We start from the raw sequence: 16,041 nt of genomic DNA, 5'->3' as shown, positions 1-16,041 counted from the left end.
AGGAGAAGCTGCTTACCAAGATTAAATGGTTCAGAGACAACTGCATAATTAACAATGGACGATCACCTAAAGTGGGCATCCATTGTTAATTTTATCTTCGTAAATTAATTATCTAAGTCAAACTTACTCATTCGTAATATTTATCGTTTCATCAGTGATCGTTTTTCCATCACTCCCCAATGCTTGAACCACTAAACGATTGTGTAAGGACTTACCCGCAATATTCCACGTTATTTTCCAACCATCATTCCCACTGGTATCGTATCCGATTAGTTCTCTTTCTCCCCATGTCTCTGTCCCAGTTGGAACGGACCAGAAAAGAAGTGTTTCCGCGTTGGTCGTCTCTACAGTGACAGTTAAATCAGAACTGTTTGCAGGGACTACAACCCAACCTTCTTTTTCAGGGAAGTTAGTCTTAATACTCATGATCATAGGTGCAGACTCTTTTCTTTGCACATCCTCAGACTCATGATTTTTCGCAGAGTCTTCTGAAGTGCACGCAGTGAGAAGAAGAAGGAAAAAAAGAAGCAGATAGAATGCTTTTTTTGTCATTATTATCACCTCCTTCTATAATTTTGAATGAATAATCTATATTATAGAAAAAAATTAAATAAAATTCCAAAAAAACGCCAAACTTTACGTTTGACGTTTTTAATCTGAACTAAATGATTAATAGTTCCCAGTTTGGATGTATCCACTACTTTTATCAGAAAAACTGTAATAATAGCTTAGTATAGTGTAGTAGTTATACTCTGGATAATTTTGTGCAATATATTGTGTGCCCCATTGACTTAACACTCCACCCCAAACTGTACCAATATCCCCTTCTGATCCTGCTCTATATTGAGCGTCAAAAACTTTGCCATCAGAATTGACCATGAAAATTCCTGATACAGCATTAACGGCATTATTTGTAGCTGTTTGTCCAGAATTTGGAACATAATGTTGGTAATTTTGCCAGCGGTCTGTCAAGTGTGCCCCATAATCTGTTGCAGGTTTTCTTGGGTAAGTGGCGTTATACCATGCATATGTCTTAATTGTTACTGCTCCAGCTTTCAATGACTCTGATTTCCATGATCCATACCACTCGTTTGGCAATACATTCTTAGCGTAAGTGTCAAAGCCGATATTGGTGATTGTTCCGGAACCAGTAATATACAATTTGAATGTTGATGGCGTACTAGTAGCACTTAGAGGTTGTATATCGCCCGAATTACCCTGAGCGTTAACTCCGTTCTTAGCTTTTTCCAAATTTAATTGTTCTCTAGGTTTCTTAATCGTAGTCGTTTCGGGAAAATCCTGATTTAGATCTATACTATTTTCATCTACTATTTGATTCAATTCTTCATGTTGTGCATCTTCTTTAATAGTAGTTTGCTGGATAGATTTATTTTCAAAGTTTACTATATGCCCTTGTTCTCTTTCTTTAACTACGTTATTTGCTTGTTGCTCAGCTGCTGAATTAAATGCATAACCAAGAGCTACAAGTTCATCAATGTTATAAACATTTTCATGACCAATAATATATTCTTGTCCGTTTAGTTTCCCTGTTGCAATTAACTCATATTTAACACCATTGTAGAAGAATTCACTTTCTTTATTGACTGTATAATTAAAACCAACATAGTAATATCCGATATCCGTATATGCTGAGCTAATGTCAGCAAAATAGGGCTCTACTTTTAGTATATTATTGGAAGGAAGTTTTTTAGCCTCAAATACACTTATAGATTCTACAGATAGAATACCAGTTTTATTTTCTTTTTGTTCTTTATTTGGGAATCCTTGATAAAATTGTTGACGATCAGGTGAATAAGTTTGAACAAATGAATTCCAGTCTCTATTATTGATTGAATCGACATAATCAGAGACAACGGTAGGCAATATGCTGTTAGATGCACTGATGGTTTCAACCGATTCAGTTGCAAAGGCGTTACTTGCAAGTGGAATTGTTAGAATCGATACCATGCAACAAGACACAAATACTGATTTGAACATTTTCAACATGAGTGTTACTCCTCCTAGTTATATAGAATGGATAAACTATGATACAGCGTTAAATGAACTTTCATTTATCACCACCTATGAATTCAAGCTACTCCCGATCATAGATCTCTATAAATCTTAGTTCTCTAAAGGTTGTAATTAGCGGAAGTATCAATGAATATTTTTCTAATATCTTCCTTATATTGAATCTTGATACAATTACTATTTTTACCTATTGAACTCTATATTGTCAATGATGTTTTTGTGATATTTTCGAATTTTAGACGGATTGTCAAACCGAGTGCGACAGTTCCTCTGTGAAAGACTCGTGAGCTTCCCATTTTCGTTGGAACCACGTTGCCAGGATGAATACGGGCCAGCAAAATAAACGTGCAGGCCATGGGTCGTCTCCAGATTGGTATAGCAAGTAAACTCCTTCCCACGACCTGATACGACGGTATCCAGTTCCCAGTGCCCAAAGGTTTCACGGGAGCGGACTTCTTTCGGACGATCTGAAATGGTTCTGCCAATGGCGAATTTACCGCGAGTTTCTGCGGGTTTCTGACGCTTCCCTTTGTGACGTAAGACCTGCAATGTACCTTGAACCAGACGTCCTGCGTAGATCCAGCGATAGATAGTTTTGAAGGAGACTACAGGCAGGCCATCTGCACGAAAACGTTCGGTGATTTGTTCTGGAGACCATGTGGCCGCAAGTTTTACTTCCAGCGAAGTAGCCAAGGTATCCGACCATTTCCCTGAAGGAACCGAGGCGTGACGACGTTCCTGATATGCATTCTGAGCTTGTTCTGCTTCGTAGGCTTCGGATGAAGCTGTGCGCGCTAATTCACGACAAATGGTCGAGGGATGTCTGCCCAGTTCCTTTGCGATCGCTCGTGAGCTTTTGCCCTGCTGGTGGAGGATTTCTAGCTTGCTGCGTTCGATTATGCTAAGATGTGTGTAGCTTATGGTGGATTCTCCTTGTGTGAATGGGGTGTGAGAACTTTCATTCTACACGAATCCGGCCATGGGCCCTTTTTTATTTATTTCCAGTAGGTGTCGCACTTCATATTACAATCCGTCGTATTCTGCCAATCAATTCGAACAATATTATTCACCCATGGGGGAGTATATCTATACTGCTACCGTATTCGTAGGATATGTGGATGAAAGCCAGCCTGTCCGGTTAAATCATGAACATACCGAGTACCAATGGATGACGTTTGACGAAGCTAAAGAAAATGCAGCATTACCCGGCATTGATGATATTTTGGATTTTGTTGAAAAGCATTTTGCCAGAAAAGCCTCTTCCGAGTGGCTTCGGATTAATGAAGAGAATAATTAGGAGGTGGAACTCATCACGTACAAGACGATTTATCCAAGAGCATGGTTGAGCCTACTATGTATGTTGGTCATTGAAGCTATACTTTTCAAGGATGGTATATACGATAAAAATGGTATTCTGAAGTACTCCCTGGTCATTATATTGACCTTTATTCTGAGTTATATTGTTTTCCTGATCTGGCGTTTGTTTTTCACTAAACCCAGTATTACGCTGGAAAGCGATCATGTGATTTCTATGAAACATCAGAGATATGATGCATCTCAGATTGAGTGTATTTATATGAATTACAGACGGATTGGCATCAAACTCTATGGTAAACGCTTAGTGCCGATGGATCTATGTTTTTATTTTCAACGAGGTCAGGAGTCCGCAGGCGTAGAAGCAGTGCATGAATGGGCGGCGCGAAACAACAAAGAGATAAAACACAAGTTTTTTCAAACCTTGGGGTAGACCAGTACGTTTGTTGAGTATAAGTAATCGTTAGGGCTGAAGATTTTGGAGGAGTAGCGATGCAAACAATAGAGCAGTTTCTAACGAGATCAGGTCTATGCTTCAATAGCAAAGTAGATTTAGATTTCTAAAAATTAGCAGGAGAGATGCATATGAGATATCGAACGAAAGAATGGTATGAGCTGTGTCAGCGGACAGGGCTTCATTTTGGGATGAGGGTACATAGAGGAGCTTACGAATTTGACGAAGCACTTTTCCTACGACGTTATAAAAGAAAAGAAAAAGAGTATATAGAGCTTCAACGTGAGATGTACAATATAGATCCTCGTTTTTTGCTGAAGCAAAATGGCCATGTTTTTGTACCTGCCGAAAAGTTTCTTAGTGGGAATGAGATATCGGAAGACGATAAAAGAGTATACCAGATGCCTGCTGAAGAAAGAGAGCGAATCGAAAAATTAATCGCGGATTATGATGTGAGGCCTCCTTTTGACAAGCTACAGCATAGAATTGCATTTAAAGAGATGCAGGAATGGGATTACAAACACCAGAAAGAACGATTACCAAAGGAAATATATGAGCAAATTGCGGATATCCGTGTATTTACGTTGGGTTATTGCACGAGAGAAGTTATGCTCCAGCTGAAGAAACAGAGTGCAGAAAATAGGAGAGAGATGGAGCGTGTATCGAATGAATACAGGGAAGCCATTTTAGCGCAGGATATTCCCGATGAAATCCGTAGTCGGGTTCAATTTCATGATTGTACAGTGATGGAACTACTGACAGGGGATGAAGTGCTCATTCGTTTTGACACACGTGGGGGCTTCACCAATATAAATAAACTCACGCTCGTTGCGCCGGAAATCCTTAAGCAAGATGGTGAGATTGTCGGCAGTTATTGGTTATATCAAGAGCTGTATCGGATCGATAATGGATATGAACTTCATGTTCTATTTGATGGAGAGAATATGCCTGAGCTGATTGTTCGCTGTGCTGACATTCTCGTAGAGGTAGAATGAGAGAGGCCAAGAGGATGAATATGAAGGAAATAGAGATGGAATGGACCACCAGTACCTTTGGGTATTTATCTACTCCCGTATTTGTCGTGGGCATTGCATGTTACTTCTTTCCTGATTTTCTATACAAAATATTTGTTCTGATAAGATATCGAGAAATAAAACCTAATCACGAGTTTGAAGATAACCCACCTAATAGTGATATCCCTAAACATATCGAAATAATATTAAAAGTACTAGGCACCATTATGGTGATCCTGGGGATTATATGGTTTTGGTTTTCAGAAGAGTTGTACGACTTATTATTTTGACAGCAAGGAGTTGGACACCATTTCGGAATTTATCTGGGCTTTAGTGATCTCAATTATAAGTTTAATTGTCGTTCTTATCTTGGCTGCAATTGTACGTTATGCGATAGATTCATCCAAAACATCGAAAAAGCTGGATATATTGATCAAAGAAGTGCACTATCTGAAAACTGAAATAAAAAAATTGCAACACCATAAGCAGCAAGATGGTAGCAAGCATATTATTGACGAGAAAGTATAGATGAACGACAAGACTTGAAATTTTTCTAAGAAAGGAACAGACCATGATGAAACCACAGGGAAACGTACAAGCTGTTTTTATAGACAGAGATGGAACTATCGGTGGTACAGGTCATTTTATTCATCCGAGAGATTTCAGATTATACCCAAATGCTCAAGAAGCAATTATGCTTTTGAAACGAGAAGGAATTATGGTACTGGCTTTTACGAATCAATATCGAATCTCACGTGGAGAAGCAAGTGTTGAGGATTTTGAAGAGCAATTTCGCGAGTACGGATTCGATCACTCCTATATATGTCCGCATGAGCAAGAATGCAGCTGCAGAAAGCCTAAACCCGGAATGTTATTACGGGCATCAGAGGAACTCGGTCTGGATTTATCCAAATGCATCGTTATTGGAGATGTAGGAGACACAGACATGCTTGCTGCCCATGCCGTAGGAGCGACCAAGATCATGGTGAGAACAGGCTGGGGGGAATCTTCATTAACCAAATTCAGAGACAAATGGATGGAGACCGAACCTGATTATATCGCAGAGGATATTTGGGATGCCGTACAATGGATCCTTCATGGAAGAGAATTCAGTAAATAAAAGACAGGAGGTAACGGTGTATGGGCATGTCAGACTATTACAAAAACCACAGGGAAAAGATCGGCAACGAGCTTATTTTTATGCCGGGTGTGGCTGGGATTATCCGAAATGAACAAGGGAAGATCCTGTTCGGTCGTAAACATAACGAATCAACCTGGGGGTTGATTGCTGGAGCAATTGAGCTTGGTGAGACACCGGCTCAAGCGATGGCTAGAGAGGCACTGGAAGAGACAGGTCTAGTTGTTGAACCCGAGAAGATTATCGGAGTATACGGGGGTGAAGCAAGACGGTTTACATACAGTAATGGTCATCAGGTTGAATATTTGACTATCGTATTTGAATGCAGGATCAAATCTGGGCAACTCACGCCCGATAACGAAGAGATGAAGGATCTACAGTTTTTCCCCAAGGATCAGCTTCCACCCATGGCAAACCAGTATCCAGATTATATTTTTAGTTCCAATCAAGAAGAACGTGCCCATTTTGAAAGGTAAGCCAACCCACTGTGCCGAATTGGGCTGAGTAACAAGCATCATCCTGATGATCTTCCTGAGTATTTGAAGGCTTGGCATGAATGGAAGCGATTATGTCAGGAACTTTGAACTAACAAACTTTTTACAGCTATCGTAAATGCCTTAGTTCAGACTATACAAGACAGGAGAGATATCACAAGTTGGATAACAAAAATAGTTTGCATAGTCCGAATGCATGGACCTTCGATATGCTTCATGGTGACTTACTTGCCAGTAAAGAACTTATCTATGACAAGTGTGGCTTTGTATGCTCACAATCACATGAAGAAGCACAAAATGCTGAATATGGGGCATATGTGTTTACCTTAAATTCTCTCTCCATTCGATTCCGCGTCGCCAAAACCACGCCAACCAAGATCGGACAATTTGTTACCCTATGGCAGCGGAGTGAGGATGGTTCGACACAGCCATATGATGGATCAGATCCAGCAGATGTGTATGTCATTAGTACGCGCACAGGTAGCAACTTTGGTCAATTTGTATTTCCGAAGCATGTATTGTTGCAACGAGATATCCTATCGGATCAAGGCAAAGGTGGCAAGCGTGCCATACGTGTATATCCGCCTTGGGATAAACCAACAAGTAAACAGGCTCTAAAAACGCAGCAATGGCAGCTGGAATACTTCCTGGAAGTACCTTTTAACGAACCGTTGAACTGTGATCAAGCCCGGGTACTTTATGGCCCCAGCGATTAAAGTAAGCGAAACAGTAGCCCAGCATCTCCAAACTCTCCTCCTCTGAATATCAGCTTTTCACCGATCTTTTTGGCATATCTCCTCTAATCGTTACTTCCCAGTACTGAAGCGTGTGTTATGTCATCCATTTGTTAAAAAATAGTGAACGTTAGTTCATTTCATTTTTTTGAAATTTGTGCTTGCCTTAATGTGAACATTAAGCCTTAGGATGTAAAAGAACCAGCCAAATGCATCCAAAAATGAACATAAAGGAGGAGTCAGCATTATGGCTTTCTCGATAAAAGAAGCTTCGGAGCGGCTGGGTTGTCCTGCACATAAAATTCGTTACTACGAGAAGGAGGGACTGCTCCCTTACATTCAACGGGATCAGCATGGAAATCGGATGTTCGAGGAAGAACATCTGGATTGGATGAGACTGATGTCTTGTTTCCGGGCAACAGGTATGAAGGTAGCTACCCTGAAACATATGGTTAGTCTGGCGCTGGATGGTGATTCAACGATTCCACAACGGAAAGCGATCCTTCACGAATACAAAGAGGAGTTACATCGCCGCCAACTTGAAATTGCCGAAGCACTTGCAGCGGTGAATAACAAATTGACCATCTATGAAGACATAGAAACAGGAAAGTTTCCTTCAGAGAGCAAGTTGCTAGATCAAATGGAAAGCATCGGCAAAAACTAATATTAACGGATGGAGAGATGGAGATATGAAGCAAAGAGTGCTGGGAAATAGCGATATCGTCGTATCTTCAATTGGACTGGGAATTATGGGCATGTCTCCGGGGATGTACGGCGAAACCAATGATGAGGAGTCAATAAAGACCATCCATCACGCGCTGGAGATTGGCGTTACACTGCTGGATACAGCTGATGTGTATGGTAATGGTCATAATGAAGAACTACTGGGGAAAGCGCTGAGGGGACGTCGCGATCAGGCCATTATTGCTACCAAATTTGCGTATACCCCAAACTATGAGACGTTGAATGGTCATCCGGATTACGTGAAAAAGGCTGTAGAAGCAAGTCTTCACAGGCTGGACACCGACTATATTGATCTGTACTACCAACATAGGGTAGATCCTCAGATTCCGATTGAGGAAACGGTTGGCGCGATGGCTGACTTGGTTAAAGAGGGGAAAGTCCGCTGCCTTGGCTTGTCGGAAGCATCGGCTTCCACTTTACGCCGTGCACACGCCGTTCATCCAATCTCTGCGTTGCAGAGCGAATACTCCCTGTGGAGCAGGGATATTGAGGACGAGATTCTACCAACTGCTAGAGAACTGAGTATTACCCATATTGCATACAGTCCATTAAGCAGAGGGTTTATCACAGGTGAGATACGGAAATTCGAAGATTTGGATGTTAATGATCTGCGCAGATATATGCCGAGGTTCCAAGGAGACAATTTCGCCAAAAATATAGAAGTTGTGGATAAAATCAAAGAGATCGCAATGGAGAAGAGTTGCACGCCTGCACAATTGGCTTTAGCTTGGACAATGGCTAATAACGCATTGCCGATTCCGGGAACGAAACGAATCAAATATTTGGAGGAAAACGCGAACGTTGCAACGATTGAACTTACACCAGATGACTTAGCTCGCATTGAAAAGGTAAGTCCCCAAAACAAGGTCCATGGAACACGTTATATGAAAGAAATGATGACTCAGCTTAACGGGTAAAAATGAGGCGAAAAAGGAAGTATGATTTAGTGGCATATCCTGTATAATTTAGAGAACAATCAGGTTTGTATTTCTGTAGAGAGTGAAGGATATACGATTGGAAAATAAGGTATCCCTATTATGGGAGTGATTCTACTGTCACTTTGAATACTGGAGTGTGGTCATGATTGTATTGACATCAGCAATCGTATTCACTGTCTTGATTCTGATCGTTATTCTGTTTCAGGTTACGTTGGCAGTAGGTGTGCCATGGGGAGAGTACGCCATGGGTGGGAAGTTTCCCGGGAAATACCCCATCTCCATGCGTTTTGCCTGCATAGTTCAGATTGCAATTTTGGCATTCATGGGTATCGTTGTCCTGAGTAAATCAGGATTGCTTTTGCCTGGATGGTCTTCGTTCTCAGATATAGCAATTTGGTTTATCGTTGGGTATTTGGTGTTGGGGACGATTTTGAATCTGATCACGAGAAGTGTATGGGAACGAAGAATCTGGGCGCCCGTAACGTTGTTGATGTTGATAACGGGTATAATCATTGCCATTTCATAACAATGAGCAACAATAGAATATACTAAACTAGAGCCCTGGCATGTATGCCAAAGGGCTCTATGAATTACTGCTGTTCCTCATTTATACTAATGATAGTTTAACCCTACATAGAGAAGATCAACGGAGAGGAGCGGTTTTATTATGCCGATCTACTACTACCTTGCAGCAGTTTTATTAGTTGTAACAGCCTATTTGGTTCGACGTAAGCTCAAGATTTTCCGTCCAGCAGGAAGACGCAGAAAACAGACGAAAGTTACGTACAGACGAAAAAAAGCACCATTGAATCTTGGACTTCGAGAAGAAGTCTCCTATCAGCAAACCATTCTTCAATTGGAGAAGAGTTACAATAAGCATTTTGCCAACAAACTCAAGATCCGAATTCAACAGGAATATCCTCACATGAAAACGCTGGAGTATCGGTGGAAATTGATAGAGCTTAAGCGATATTTCATTATGGCTTCATTACTTAAGCAGGTGCCCATGTTCAGTGATGAAGTTGATGATTTGTGGCATGAGATGCTGATGTTTACGAAATCTTACGCTGATTTTTGTGCAGAATTAATGGGTTCCACGGTACACCATGAGCCGGCAATCAACCGCCGCGAAACGCCAGGAGCACGTGCATGGTTTGACTGGGTGTACTGTCAATTATTCGAGTTCACTCCCTACAGTGCTGCAATCTGGGGTGATTTTTTCACTTACCCATTATCAAGTGATGTACAGAAGCTGATCGCACAGGGAAGTCAATCCGAACTGGTGAATGAACTGTTTCATGCCAGACGCATGCAGGAGGATCCTGAAGCTGCTCAGGTGATTGCCTACTTGATTGATCAACTACGTAGATGCGCAACTCTAAGTGAAGAAGAGCTATCTCCAGCATCTTCCGGAAGTAGCGATGTAGCTCTCGTCATGGCTAGCGCCATGGTGTATTACTCCATGCATAACGAGGCAACATATGGGCTACACATGGGCCGGCTAGAGCAGGAAATTCTTCCACAGGAAAAGGCAGCCTATGGTTCCTCGTCAAGCAGTGGTTGCACGAGCAGTTCCAGCTGTTATACGGATCAATGTACCGACAGTAGTAGTTCCTCGGGAGGATCCGGATCATCCTCGGGATCATCTTCCGACTCTTCTTGCAGCTCATCCAGCTGTTCATCTTGTGGTGGTGGCGGAGATTAATGAAGTATGAAGCTAGCGAATGAATGGAAAAAGAGAAGATGTCGATGATACAGCGGAATAACCTGTCAGAAAAGAAGGCAGGGATGTGTTCATCAAGCCGTAGGACATACCAAAAAATTATAAAAATCAAAAACAGGGCTTTCCCAGTGATGGGAATCAGCCCTGTTTTCATTTAGCAGTTATGCTTAGTAAACATTCAATGGTGATGATGCGCATGGGCATCTGGTGCGTCGCCTTTGACCGTACATAGTACCGATGTGTCGTGCAGATGTTTTTCGGACTCCACTTGGAGCGTCACATGTTTGATTTCTTTATGCTCCAGCATATGTTCAATCTTCTGAACCAGGATCTCAGATGCATAAACATCCATCGTTCCATCCACCACGATATGTGCGGTCAGCGCGTTCAAGTTACTGGTGATGGACCAGACGTGCACATCGTGAACGCCTTTGACGCCATCAACTTGTTTAATAGTCTGCACCAGTTCATTCACATCCACATTGGCTGGAGTGCCTTCCATCAAGATATGGAGGGAGGATTTGGTGACATAGAAACCACTTCGCAATACCAGTGCCGCGACAATCACACTCGCCAGTGGATCGGCCCAACCCCAACCAAAGAACATCATGAGCAGTGCCGCCGCAATGGCCCCAACCGATCCCAACATGTCGCTGATGACATGGAGATAAGCCCCGCGCATATTCAGGTTATTCTCTGTATCGCTACCACGCATCATGATCCAGGCCACCAGAATATTGATGAGCAATCCAATGACGCTGATGATTAACATACCTACGGTTGCGACTTCTGGCGGGTTGATAAAACGCCCAATCGCTTCGTAGAAAATGTAGAGTGCAATGGCGATTAACGTAATTCCGTTTAACGTAGCGGCCAAAATTTCAAATCTTCTGTAGCCGTAGGTTTTGCCGGTATTTACTGCTTTTTCACCAAAGGTGAACGCCAGTAAAGCGATCCCGAGTGCAATGGAGTCAGACAGCATATGGCCTGCATCTGAGATAAGCGCGAGACTGTTGGTGATGAATCCACCAACGGCTTCAACGATCATATAGATGGTAATAATAATGAAGGAAAACAACAGGACTTTCTTGTTATTGGGGGTGTGAGCGTGGTTGTGTCCATGATCGTGCCCATGGTTGTGACTGTGATGATGTCCGGACATTTATATCCTCTCCTTTGGAGCGAGGCTCCTTTATGTAATATGATTTCTAGTGTGACTATAAATGAGACTAAGCAATGTTTAATCGCCTACAAATGAATATATGAGCGCTTATTCATATGTTATGGTTTTATTATAGTTGCGCCACATAATAGTGTCAACCAGATTCAAGAAAATATAAACATGCCCAAGGTGTCTCCATGCATGTGCTGGCGAATGAGATTGCTTTTATGCTACCATCTGTGCAGGATCAAAGTGAGATGTACTCGCTACATAGAAGGGCGGACAACGATATGAAACATCTGCTGCTAGCAGACGATGATGCCAATATTCGAGCACTCCTGCGGCATGTCATGACCAAGGAAGGGTATCGGGTCCATGAAGCGCAGGATGGATTGGAAGCGGTCAGACTGATGCAAGAAACGCCGATTGATCTGGCGATCCTCGATGTGATGATGCCGGGCATGGACGGACTGGAGTTATGTGATTACATTCGGCAGCACTACGATATTCCCATTATGCTACTGACGGCACGTGATCAGCTATCCGATAAGAGAGATGGTTATTTGAGAGGAACAGATGAATATGTGACCAAGCCGTTTGAACCTGAAGAATTGGTCTATCGGGTAAAAGCGTTGTTTCGTCGGTACCATCGCACATCCAGCGATATTATCCGTATGAACCGGATCGTCATTGACCGAAACAATGTGGAGGTTACCGATGGGCAATCCATTCTCTTTTTGCCAATGAAAGAATTTGAATTACTTTCACAGCTGGCCCAGTTTCCGGGCCGTTTGTTCTCGCGGGATGAACTCATTCGGCTCGTCTGGGGAGCAGATTACGAAGGAGATGACCGTACCGTTGATGTGCACATCAAGCGGCTTCGTGATCGTTTTGCCGATTATACGGAAGATTTTGTCATTCAGACTGTGCGGGGTATTGGTTACAAGATGGAGGTGAAAGCACCTTGAGAACCTTGTACGTCCGGGTATTCCTCATTACAATTGCCGTGATTATGGTCAGCGGCATGCTCGGTTTTCTTTTGTCCAACATCTACTATCATACGAAACTCAAGGATTTCAATGATGAGAAGCTGGTGGGCATCGCGACGCAAATGAAGCAATTTGTGGAGCAGCAACCCGGCACGATGGAGGATTATCTGAACAATGCTGCCGCACTCGGGTACGAAATCTATGTGACGGATGGAAAAGGCACTGACCAATTCTACGGCCGCGAATTCCGTGAGAAAGATCTGGACAAGCAAGCTGTTGAAATGGTGCTGAATGGTGAGGTGTACCATGGCGTCGCCCAGTTTCCGAGTAAACCATTCATTACCGGGTTCTTCGATAATCAATTAAGCAATACCGTGGGTGTTCATCTACAGCTGGACAATGCAAATTACGCTCTCTTTATGCGTCCGGATGTAATTCTGCAATTCGGTGAGCTACGGATCTTTTTTGCACTGATTGGAGCATTGACGATAGGCATTAGTATCCTGATCTTTCTGATCAGTACCCGTTATCTGGTCAATCCGATTGAACGTCTGTCCGAGGCAACCAAACGGATTGCGCAAGGAAAATATAATCTGAAATTGCCTACCGCACGGCGGGATGAGATTGGACAGCTGGCCCAGCATTTCATGACCATGAGTCGTGAATTGGAAAGGGTAGATCAGGCGCGACAGCAGTTTGTATCCAACGTATCGCATGAGATTCAATCACCGCTGACCTCGATTCAGGGTTTTGCCCAATTGGTGGCGGATCGGGATCTGCCTGAACAGGAACGGGAGCACTATGCATCAATCATAGAGGAGGAGAGTCGTCATCTCTCTTTGCTCAGCAAACAACTGCTTCTCCTGTCTTCCCTTGAACAAGGCAACGAAGATCTGTCCAAAGTAAAGTTCTCTCTGCGAGATCAATTCCGGCAAGCCGTTCAGGTGCTGCAATGGCAATTGGAAGAAAAAGAACTGTTGCTTCGGATTTCGGTACCCGAATCCATCCAGCTGGTTGGCAATGAAGTGCTGCTCATGCAAGTTTGGATGAATCTACTGGGCAATGCGGTGAACCATCTACCACAGGGAAGAAGCATTGAGATTCATGCCCAGCAGACAGATAACCAGTGTGTGATTCAGATTCGGGATACAGGAGACGGAATTGCTGCGGAGCATCTGCCTTTCCTGTTCGATCGATTCTATCGGGTGGATCGTGCGCGGGAACGTTCTTCTGGACGAACCGGGCTTGGACTTGCCATTGTGCAGAAAATTATCCGAATTCATGACGGTACAATCGAGGTTTCCAGTTCGCCTGAGGGTACGGTCTTTATCGTGACACTTCCGCAGATGTAATCTGTTATTCATTTGCCGTTCATTTTCGCCTCCTATACTTGGGTTATCAAGAGGGAGGTCACAGAACATGTACTTGGCTATTCGGGAAATGAGGTATGCCAAAGGGCGCTATGCCTTAATCGCTACAATCATGGTACTGGTTTCATTTCTGGTACTGTTTGTTACAGGTCTTGCACAGGGGCTGGCGTATGATAACGCAGCTTCGGTCAAAAATATGGCAGCAACCCACTTTGTGCTGGAGCAGGATTCGAATCATCGATTTACCCGGTCACAAGTGGATCAGGATCAACTTAATCAAGCTCGCGCCGTAGTGGGGCAAGAGAACGCTGAGCCACTCGGTGTGAAAATGACAACCGTCAGTCCAACCGGCGACACAAAAAAGATCGATGTCACGCTGTTCATGGTTAACCCGGAAGGTTGGCTTGCTCCAACCATTACCGAAGGAACTCCGATTACGGATCAGACAAAAGGGCAGGTTGTGGTAGATCATAAGTTGTCTGAATCTGGAGTAACGATTGGCACCGTCCTGGTCGATCAAGCTTCGGGTACGGAGTGGACCGTGGGTGGATTTGTACAAGATGAGTCCTTCAGTCACTCCCCGGTCGTATTCCTGAATGAACAGGAATGGCTCGCACTCCAGGGAAGTTCACGGACTTCTCAAGCTTCAGCAGACACCAAGGCCAATGCTCCGATATACAATGCTATTGCGATCAAGGATGGGGGCGATCAGCTAGACCGCGTGAGTACTACATTGCCTAATACGGAAGTTATTACGAAATCGGAGGCCGTATCGGCCATTCCTGGATATAAGGAAGAGCAGGGATCGTTACTCATGATGATCGCATTTCTATATGTCATCTCAGCGTTTGTGCTTGCAGTATTCTTCTACGTCATCACGATTCAGAAAACAAGTCAGTTCGGCATATTAAAAGCCATCGGAACGCGGAATGGTTATCTGGCGGGTAGTGTTTCGTTGCAAGTGTTGGTTCTGTCGATTGGCAGTCTGGTGATCAGCGTGTTGTTGGTTCGACTGTTCGAGTCCATATTGCCAGCATCGATGCCGTTTCAATTAGGCTTATCCACCCTCGCACTGACCTGTGTGTTATTCATACTCATGTCTGTGGCTGGTTCATTATTCTCAGTGTGGAAGGTTACCAAAATTGATGCACTTGATGCGATTGGGAGGACTGCAGCATGAGAAACCGATTGGTATTGCAGGGAATTACACAGACCTTTGAAGATGGCGGCAGCAAACGCGTGATTCTGGACAAACTGGACCTTGAAGTAGCAGAAGGGGAACTAGTGGCTGTGATGGGGCCTTCCGGCTCGGGCAAAAGTACATTCTTGTCCATTGCTGGTGCACTTCTTGAACCGACCGAAGGGCAGGTTCTACTGGACGGTGCTTCTATTATGGGCAAAAGCAAACAGGATATATCGGATATGCGGCTTCAGCAGCTTGGTTTTATATTTCAAAGTGCGAACCTCATTCCGTATCTGAAAGTAGAAGAACAACTGATGGTGGTCGCGAAACTCGCCGGAACGGATAAAAACAAAGCGGAGAAACGAGTGAATGAGCTGTTGGATACGGTAGGCTTGACCCATCGGCGGAAGGCATATGCGGAGAAGCTGTCAGGCGGAGAACGTCAGCGGGTCGCCATTGCAAGGGCGTTGATGAACGATCCGGCTGTCCTGCTCGCGGATGAACCGACAGCCAGCCTGGATGCGGAACGTGGGCTGGATATTGTCCGCATGATTGCACGGCTTATGAAAGAGCAGGGCAAGAGTGCAGTGATGGTTACACATGATGAGCGGGTTTTGCCGCTCTGTAGCCGGGTTCTTTTTTTGGAAAATGGGAAACTGGTGCAGCATTAGAAGGAGTATAGTCTGAGAGTCTGGAGAGAACATTGATTCAAGGCTTAAGGGCAGAGAGTATAAGAAGAGGGTCACGTATTCCC

18 protein-coding genes and 1 pseudogene are annotated in these 16,041 nt (G+C 43.6%); 15 read left to right on the top strand and 4 right to left on the bottom strand.

All coding sequences use genetic code 11. The annotated features are described in order from the left end of the window. Window positions 1–123: 123 nt before the first annotated feature. The 3 genes and pseudogenes from AC6CIF_RS30775 to AC6CIF_RS30765 all read right to left on the bottom strand — a co-directional run. Entirely contained in the window at window positions 124–552 is a 429-nt protein-coding gene (locus tag AC6CIF_RS30775; protein WP_076209360.1) for a hypothetical protein, read from the bottom strand. A 117-nt stretch (window positions 553–669) separates the two neighbouring features. After that, on the bottom strand, window positions 670–2,007 hold the full coding sequence (locus tag AC6CIF_RS30770) for a SpoIID/LytB domain-containing protein (RefSeq protein ID WP_498202631.1): 1,338 nt from the start codon (window positions 2,005–2,007) through the stop codon (window positions 670–672). 318 nt (window positions 2,008–2,325) lie between these two features. After that, window positions 2,326–2,952, bottom strand: a pseudogene (locus AC6CIF_RS30765) (IS30 family transposase); the annotation flags it as partial. Between the two features lie 58 nt (window positions 2,953–3,010). On the opposite strand from AC6CIF_RS30765, the gene AC6CIF_RS30760 reads away from it, so the two are divergent. From AC6CIF_RS30760 to AC6CIF_RS30710, 11 genes are all read left to right on the top strand, one after another. After that, window positions 3,011–3,328 (top strand): hypothetical protein, encoded by a 318-nt coding sequence (locus tag AC6CIF_RS30760; RefSeq protein ID WP_498202630.1) that lies wholly within the window; start codon window positions 3,011–3,013, stop codon window positions 3,326–3,328. 60 nt (window positions 3,329–3,388) lie between these two features. Then, window positions 3,389–3,778 carry a hypothetical protein gene (locus tag AC6CIF_RS30755; protein WP_498202629.1) on the top strand — a complete coding sequence of 130 codons (390 nt, stop codon included), beginning with the start codon at window positions 3,389–3,391 and terminating at the stop codon, window positions 3,776–3,778. Between the two features lie 152 nt (window positions 3,779–3,930). Continuing rightward, entirely contained in the window at window positions 3,931–4,794 is an 864-nt protein-coding gene (locus AC6CIF_RS30750) for a DUF4085 family protein (protein ID WP_498202628.1), read from the top strand. Between the two features lie 14 nt (window positions 4,795–4,808). Continuing rightward, the gene (locus AC6CIF_RS30745) at window positions 4,809–5,102 is read left to right on the top strand and encodes a hypothetical protein (protein WP_498202627.1); all 294 of its coding nucleotides are present in this window, start codon (window positions 4,809–4,811) and stop codon (window positions 5,100–5,102) included. A 281-nt stretch (window positions 5,103–5,383) separates the two neighbouring features. Beyond that, entirely contained in the window at window positions 5,384–5,932 is a 549-nt protein-coding gene (locus AC6CIF_RS30740; RefSeq protein ID WP_498202626.1) for an HAD-IIIA family hydrolase, read from the top strand. Window positions 5,933–5,952: 20 nt separating this feature from the next. Beyond that, window positions 5,953–6,426, top strand: a complete 474-nt coding sequence (locus AC6CIF_RS30735; protein ID WP_498202625.1) for an NUDIX domain-containing protein — start codon at window positions 5,953–5,955, stop codon at window positions 6,424–6,426. Between the two features lie 179 nt (window positions 6,427–6,605). Continuing rightward, a complete protein-coding gene (locus tag AC6CIF_RS30730; RefSeq protein ID WP_498202624.1) occupies window positions 6,606–7,160 on the top strand; it encodes a MepB family protein in 555 nt (184 codons plus the stop codon). 265 nt (window positions 7,161–7,425) lie between these two features. Beyond that, entirely contained in the window at window positions 7,426–7,842 is a 417-nt protein-coding gene (locus tag AC6CIF_RS30725) for a MerR family transcriptional regulator (RefSeq protein ID WP_498202623.1), read from the top strand. A 25-nt stretch (window positions 7,843–7,867) separates the two neighbouring features. Continuing rightward, window positions 7,868–8,839, top strand: coding sequence for an aldo/keto reductase (locus AC6CIF_RS30720; protein ID WP_498202622.1), 972 nt, complete (start codon window positions 7,868–7,870; stop codon window positions 8,837–8,839). A 163-nt stretch (window positions 8,840–9,002) separates the two neighbouring features. Further along, a complete protein-coding gene (locus AC6CIF_RS30715; protein WP_498202621.1) occupies window positions 9,003–9,386 on the top strand; it encodes a hypothetical protein in 384 nt (127 codons plus the stop codon). Between the two features lie 141 nt (window positions 9,387–9,527). Then, window positions 9,528–10,565, top strand: coding sequence for a UCP032817 domain-containing protein (locus tag AC6CIF_RS30710; RefSeq protein ID WP_498202620.1), 1,038 nt, complete (start codon window positions 9,528–9,530; stop codon window positions 10,563–10,565). 196 nt (window positions 10,566–10,761) lie between these two features. On the opposite strand, the gene AC6CIF_RS30705 is transcribed toward AC6CIF_RS30710, so the two are convergent. Then, a complete protein-coding gene (locus AC6CIF_RS30705; RefSeq protein WP_498202619.1) occupies window positions 10,762–11,745 on the bottom strand; it encodes a cation diffusion facilitator family transporter in 984 nt (327 codons plus the stop codon). Between the two features lie 290 nt (window positions 11,746–12,035). On the opposite strand from AC6CIF_RS30705, the gene AC6CIF_RS30700 reads away from it, so the two are divergent. The 4 genes from AC6CIF_RS30700 to AC6CIF_RS30685 all read left to right on the top strand — a co-directional run bounded on the left by AC6CIF_RS30700 (window position 12,036) and on the right by AC6CIF_RS30685 (window position 15,958). Further along, window positions 12,036–12,713, top strand: coding sequence for a response regulator transcription factor (locus AC6CIF_RS30700; protein WP_498202663.1), 678 nt, complete (start codon window positions 12,036–12,038; stop codon window positions 12,711–12,713). Continuing rightward, window positions 12,710–14,086, top strand: coding sequence for a sensor histidine kinase (locus tag AC6CIF_RS30695; protein WP_498202618.1), 1,377 nt, complete (start codon window positions 12,710–12,712; stop codon window positions 14,084–14,086). Before AC6CIF_RS30700 ends, AC6CIF_RS30695 begins: the two co-directional genes overlap by 4 nt. A 67-nt stretch (window positions 14,087–14,153) precedes the next feature. Further along, complete coding sequence (locus tag AC6CIF_RS30690; RefSeq protein ID WP_498202617.1) at window positions 14,154–15,284, top strand: ABC transporter permease; 1,131 nt, start codon at window positions 14,154–14,156, stop codon at window positions 15,282–15,284. Further along, complete coding sequence (locus tag AC6CIF_RS30685) at window positions 15,281–15,958, top strand: ABC transporter ATP-binding protein (RefSeq protein ID WP_498202616.1); 678 nt, start codon at window positions 15,281–15,283, stop codon at window positions 15,956–15,958. Before AC6CIF_RS30690 ends, AC6CIF_RS30685 begins: the two co-directional genes overlap by 4 nt. Window positions 15,959–16,041: the final 83 nt, after the last annotated feature.

It is taken from the genome of Paenibacillus sp. GQ49, from assembly GCF_059759055.1.
Note: the sequence above shows the minus strand (reverse complement) of the source record. Positions and strands in the feature narration are given on the sequence as shown.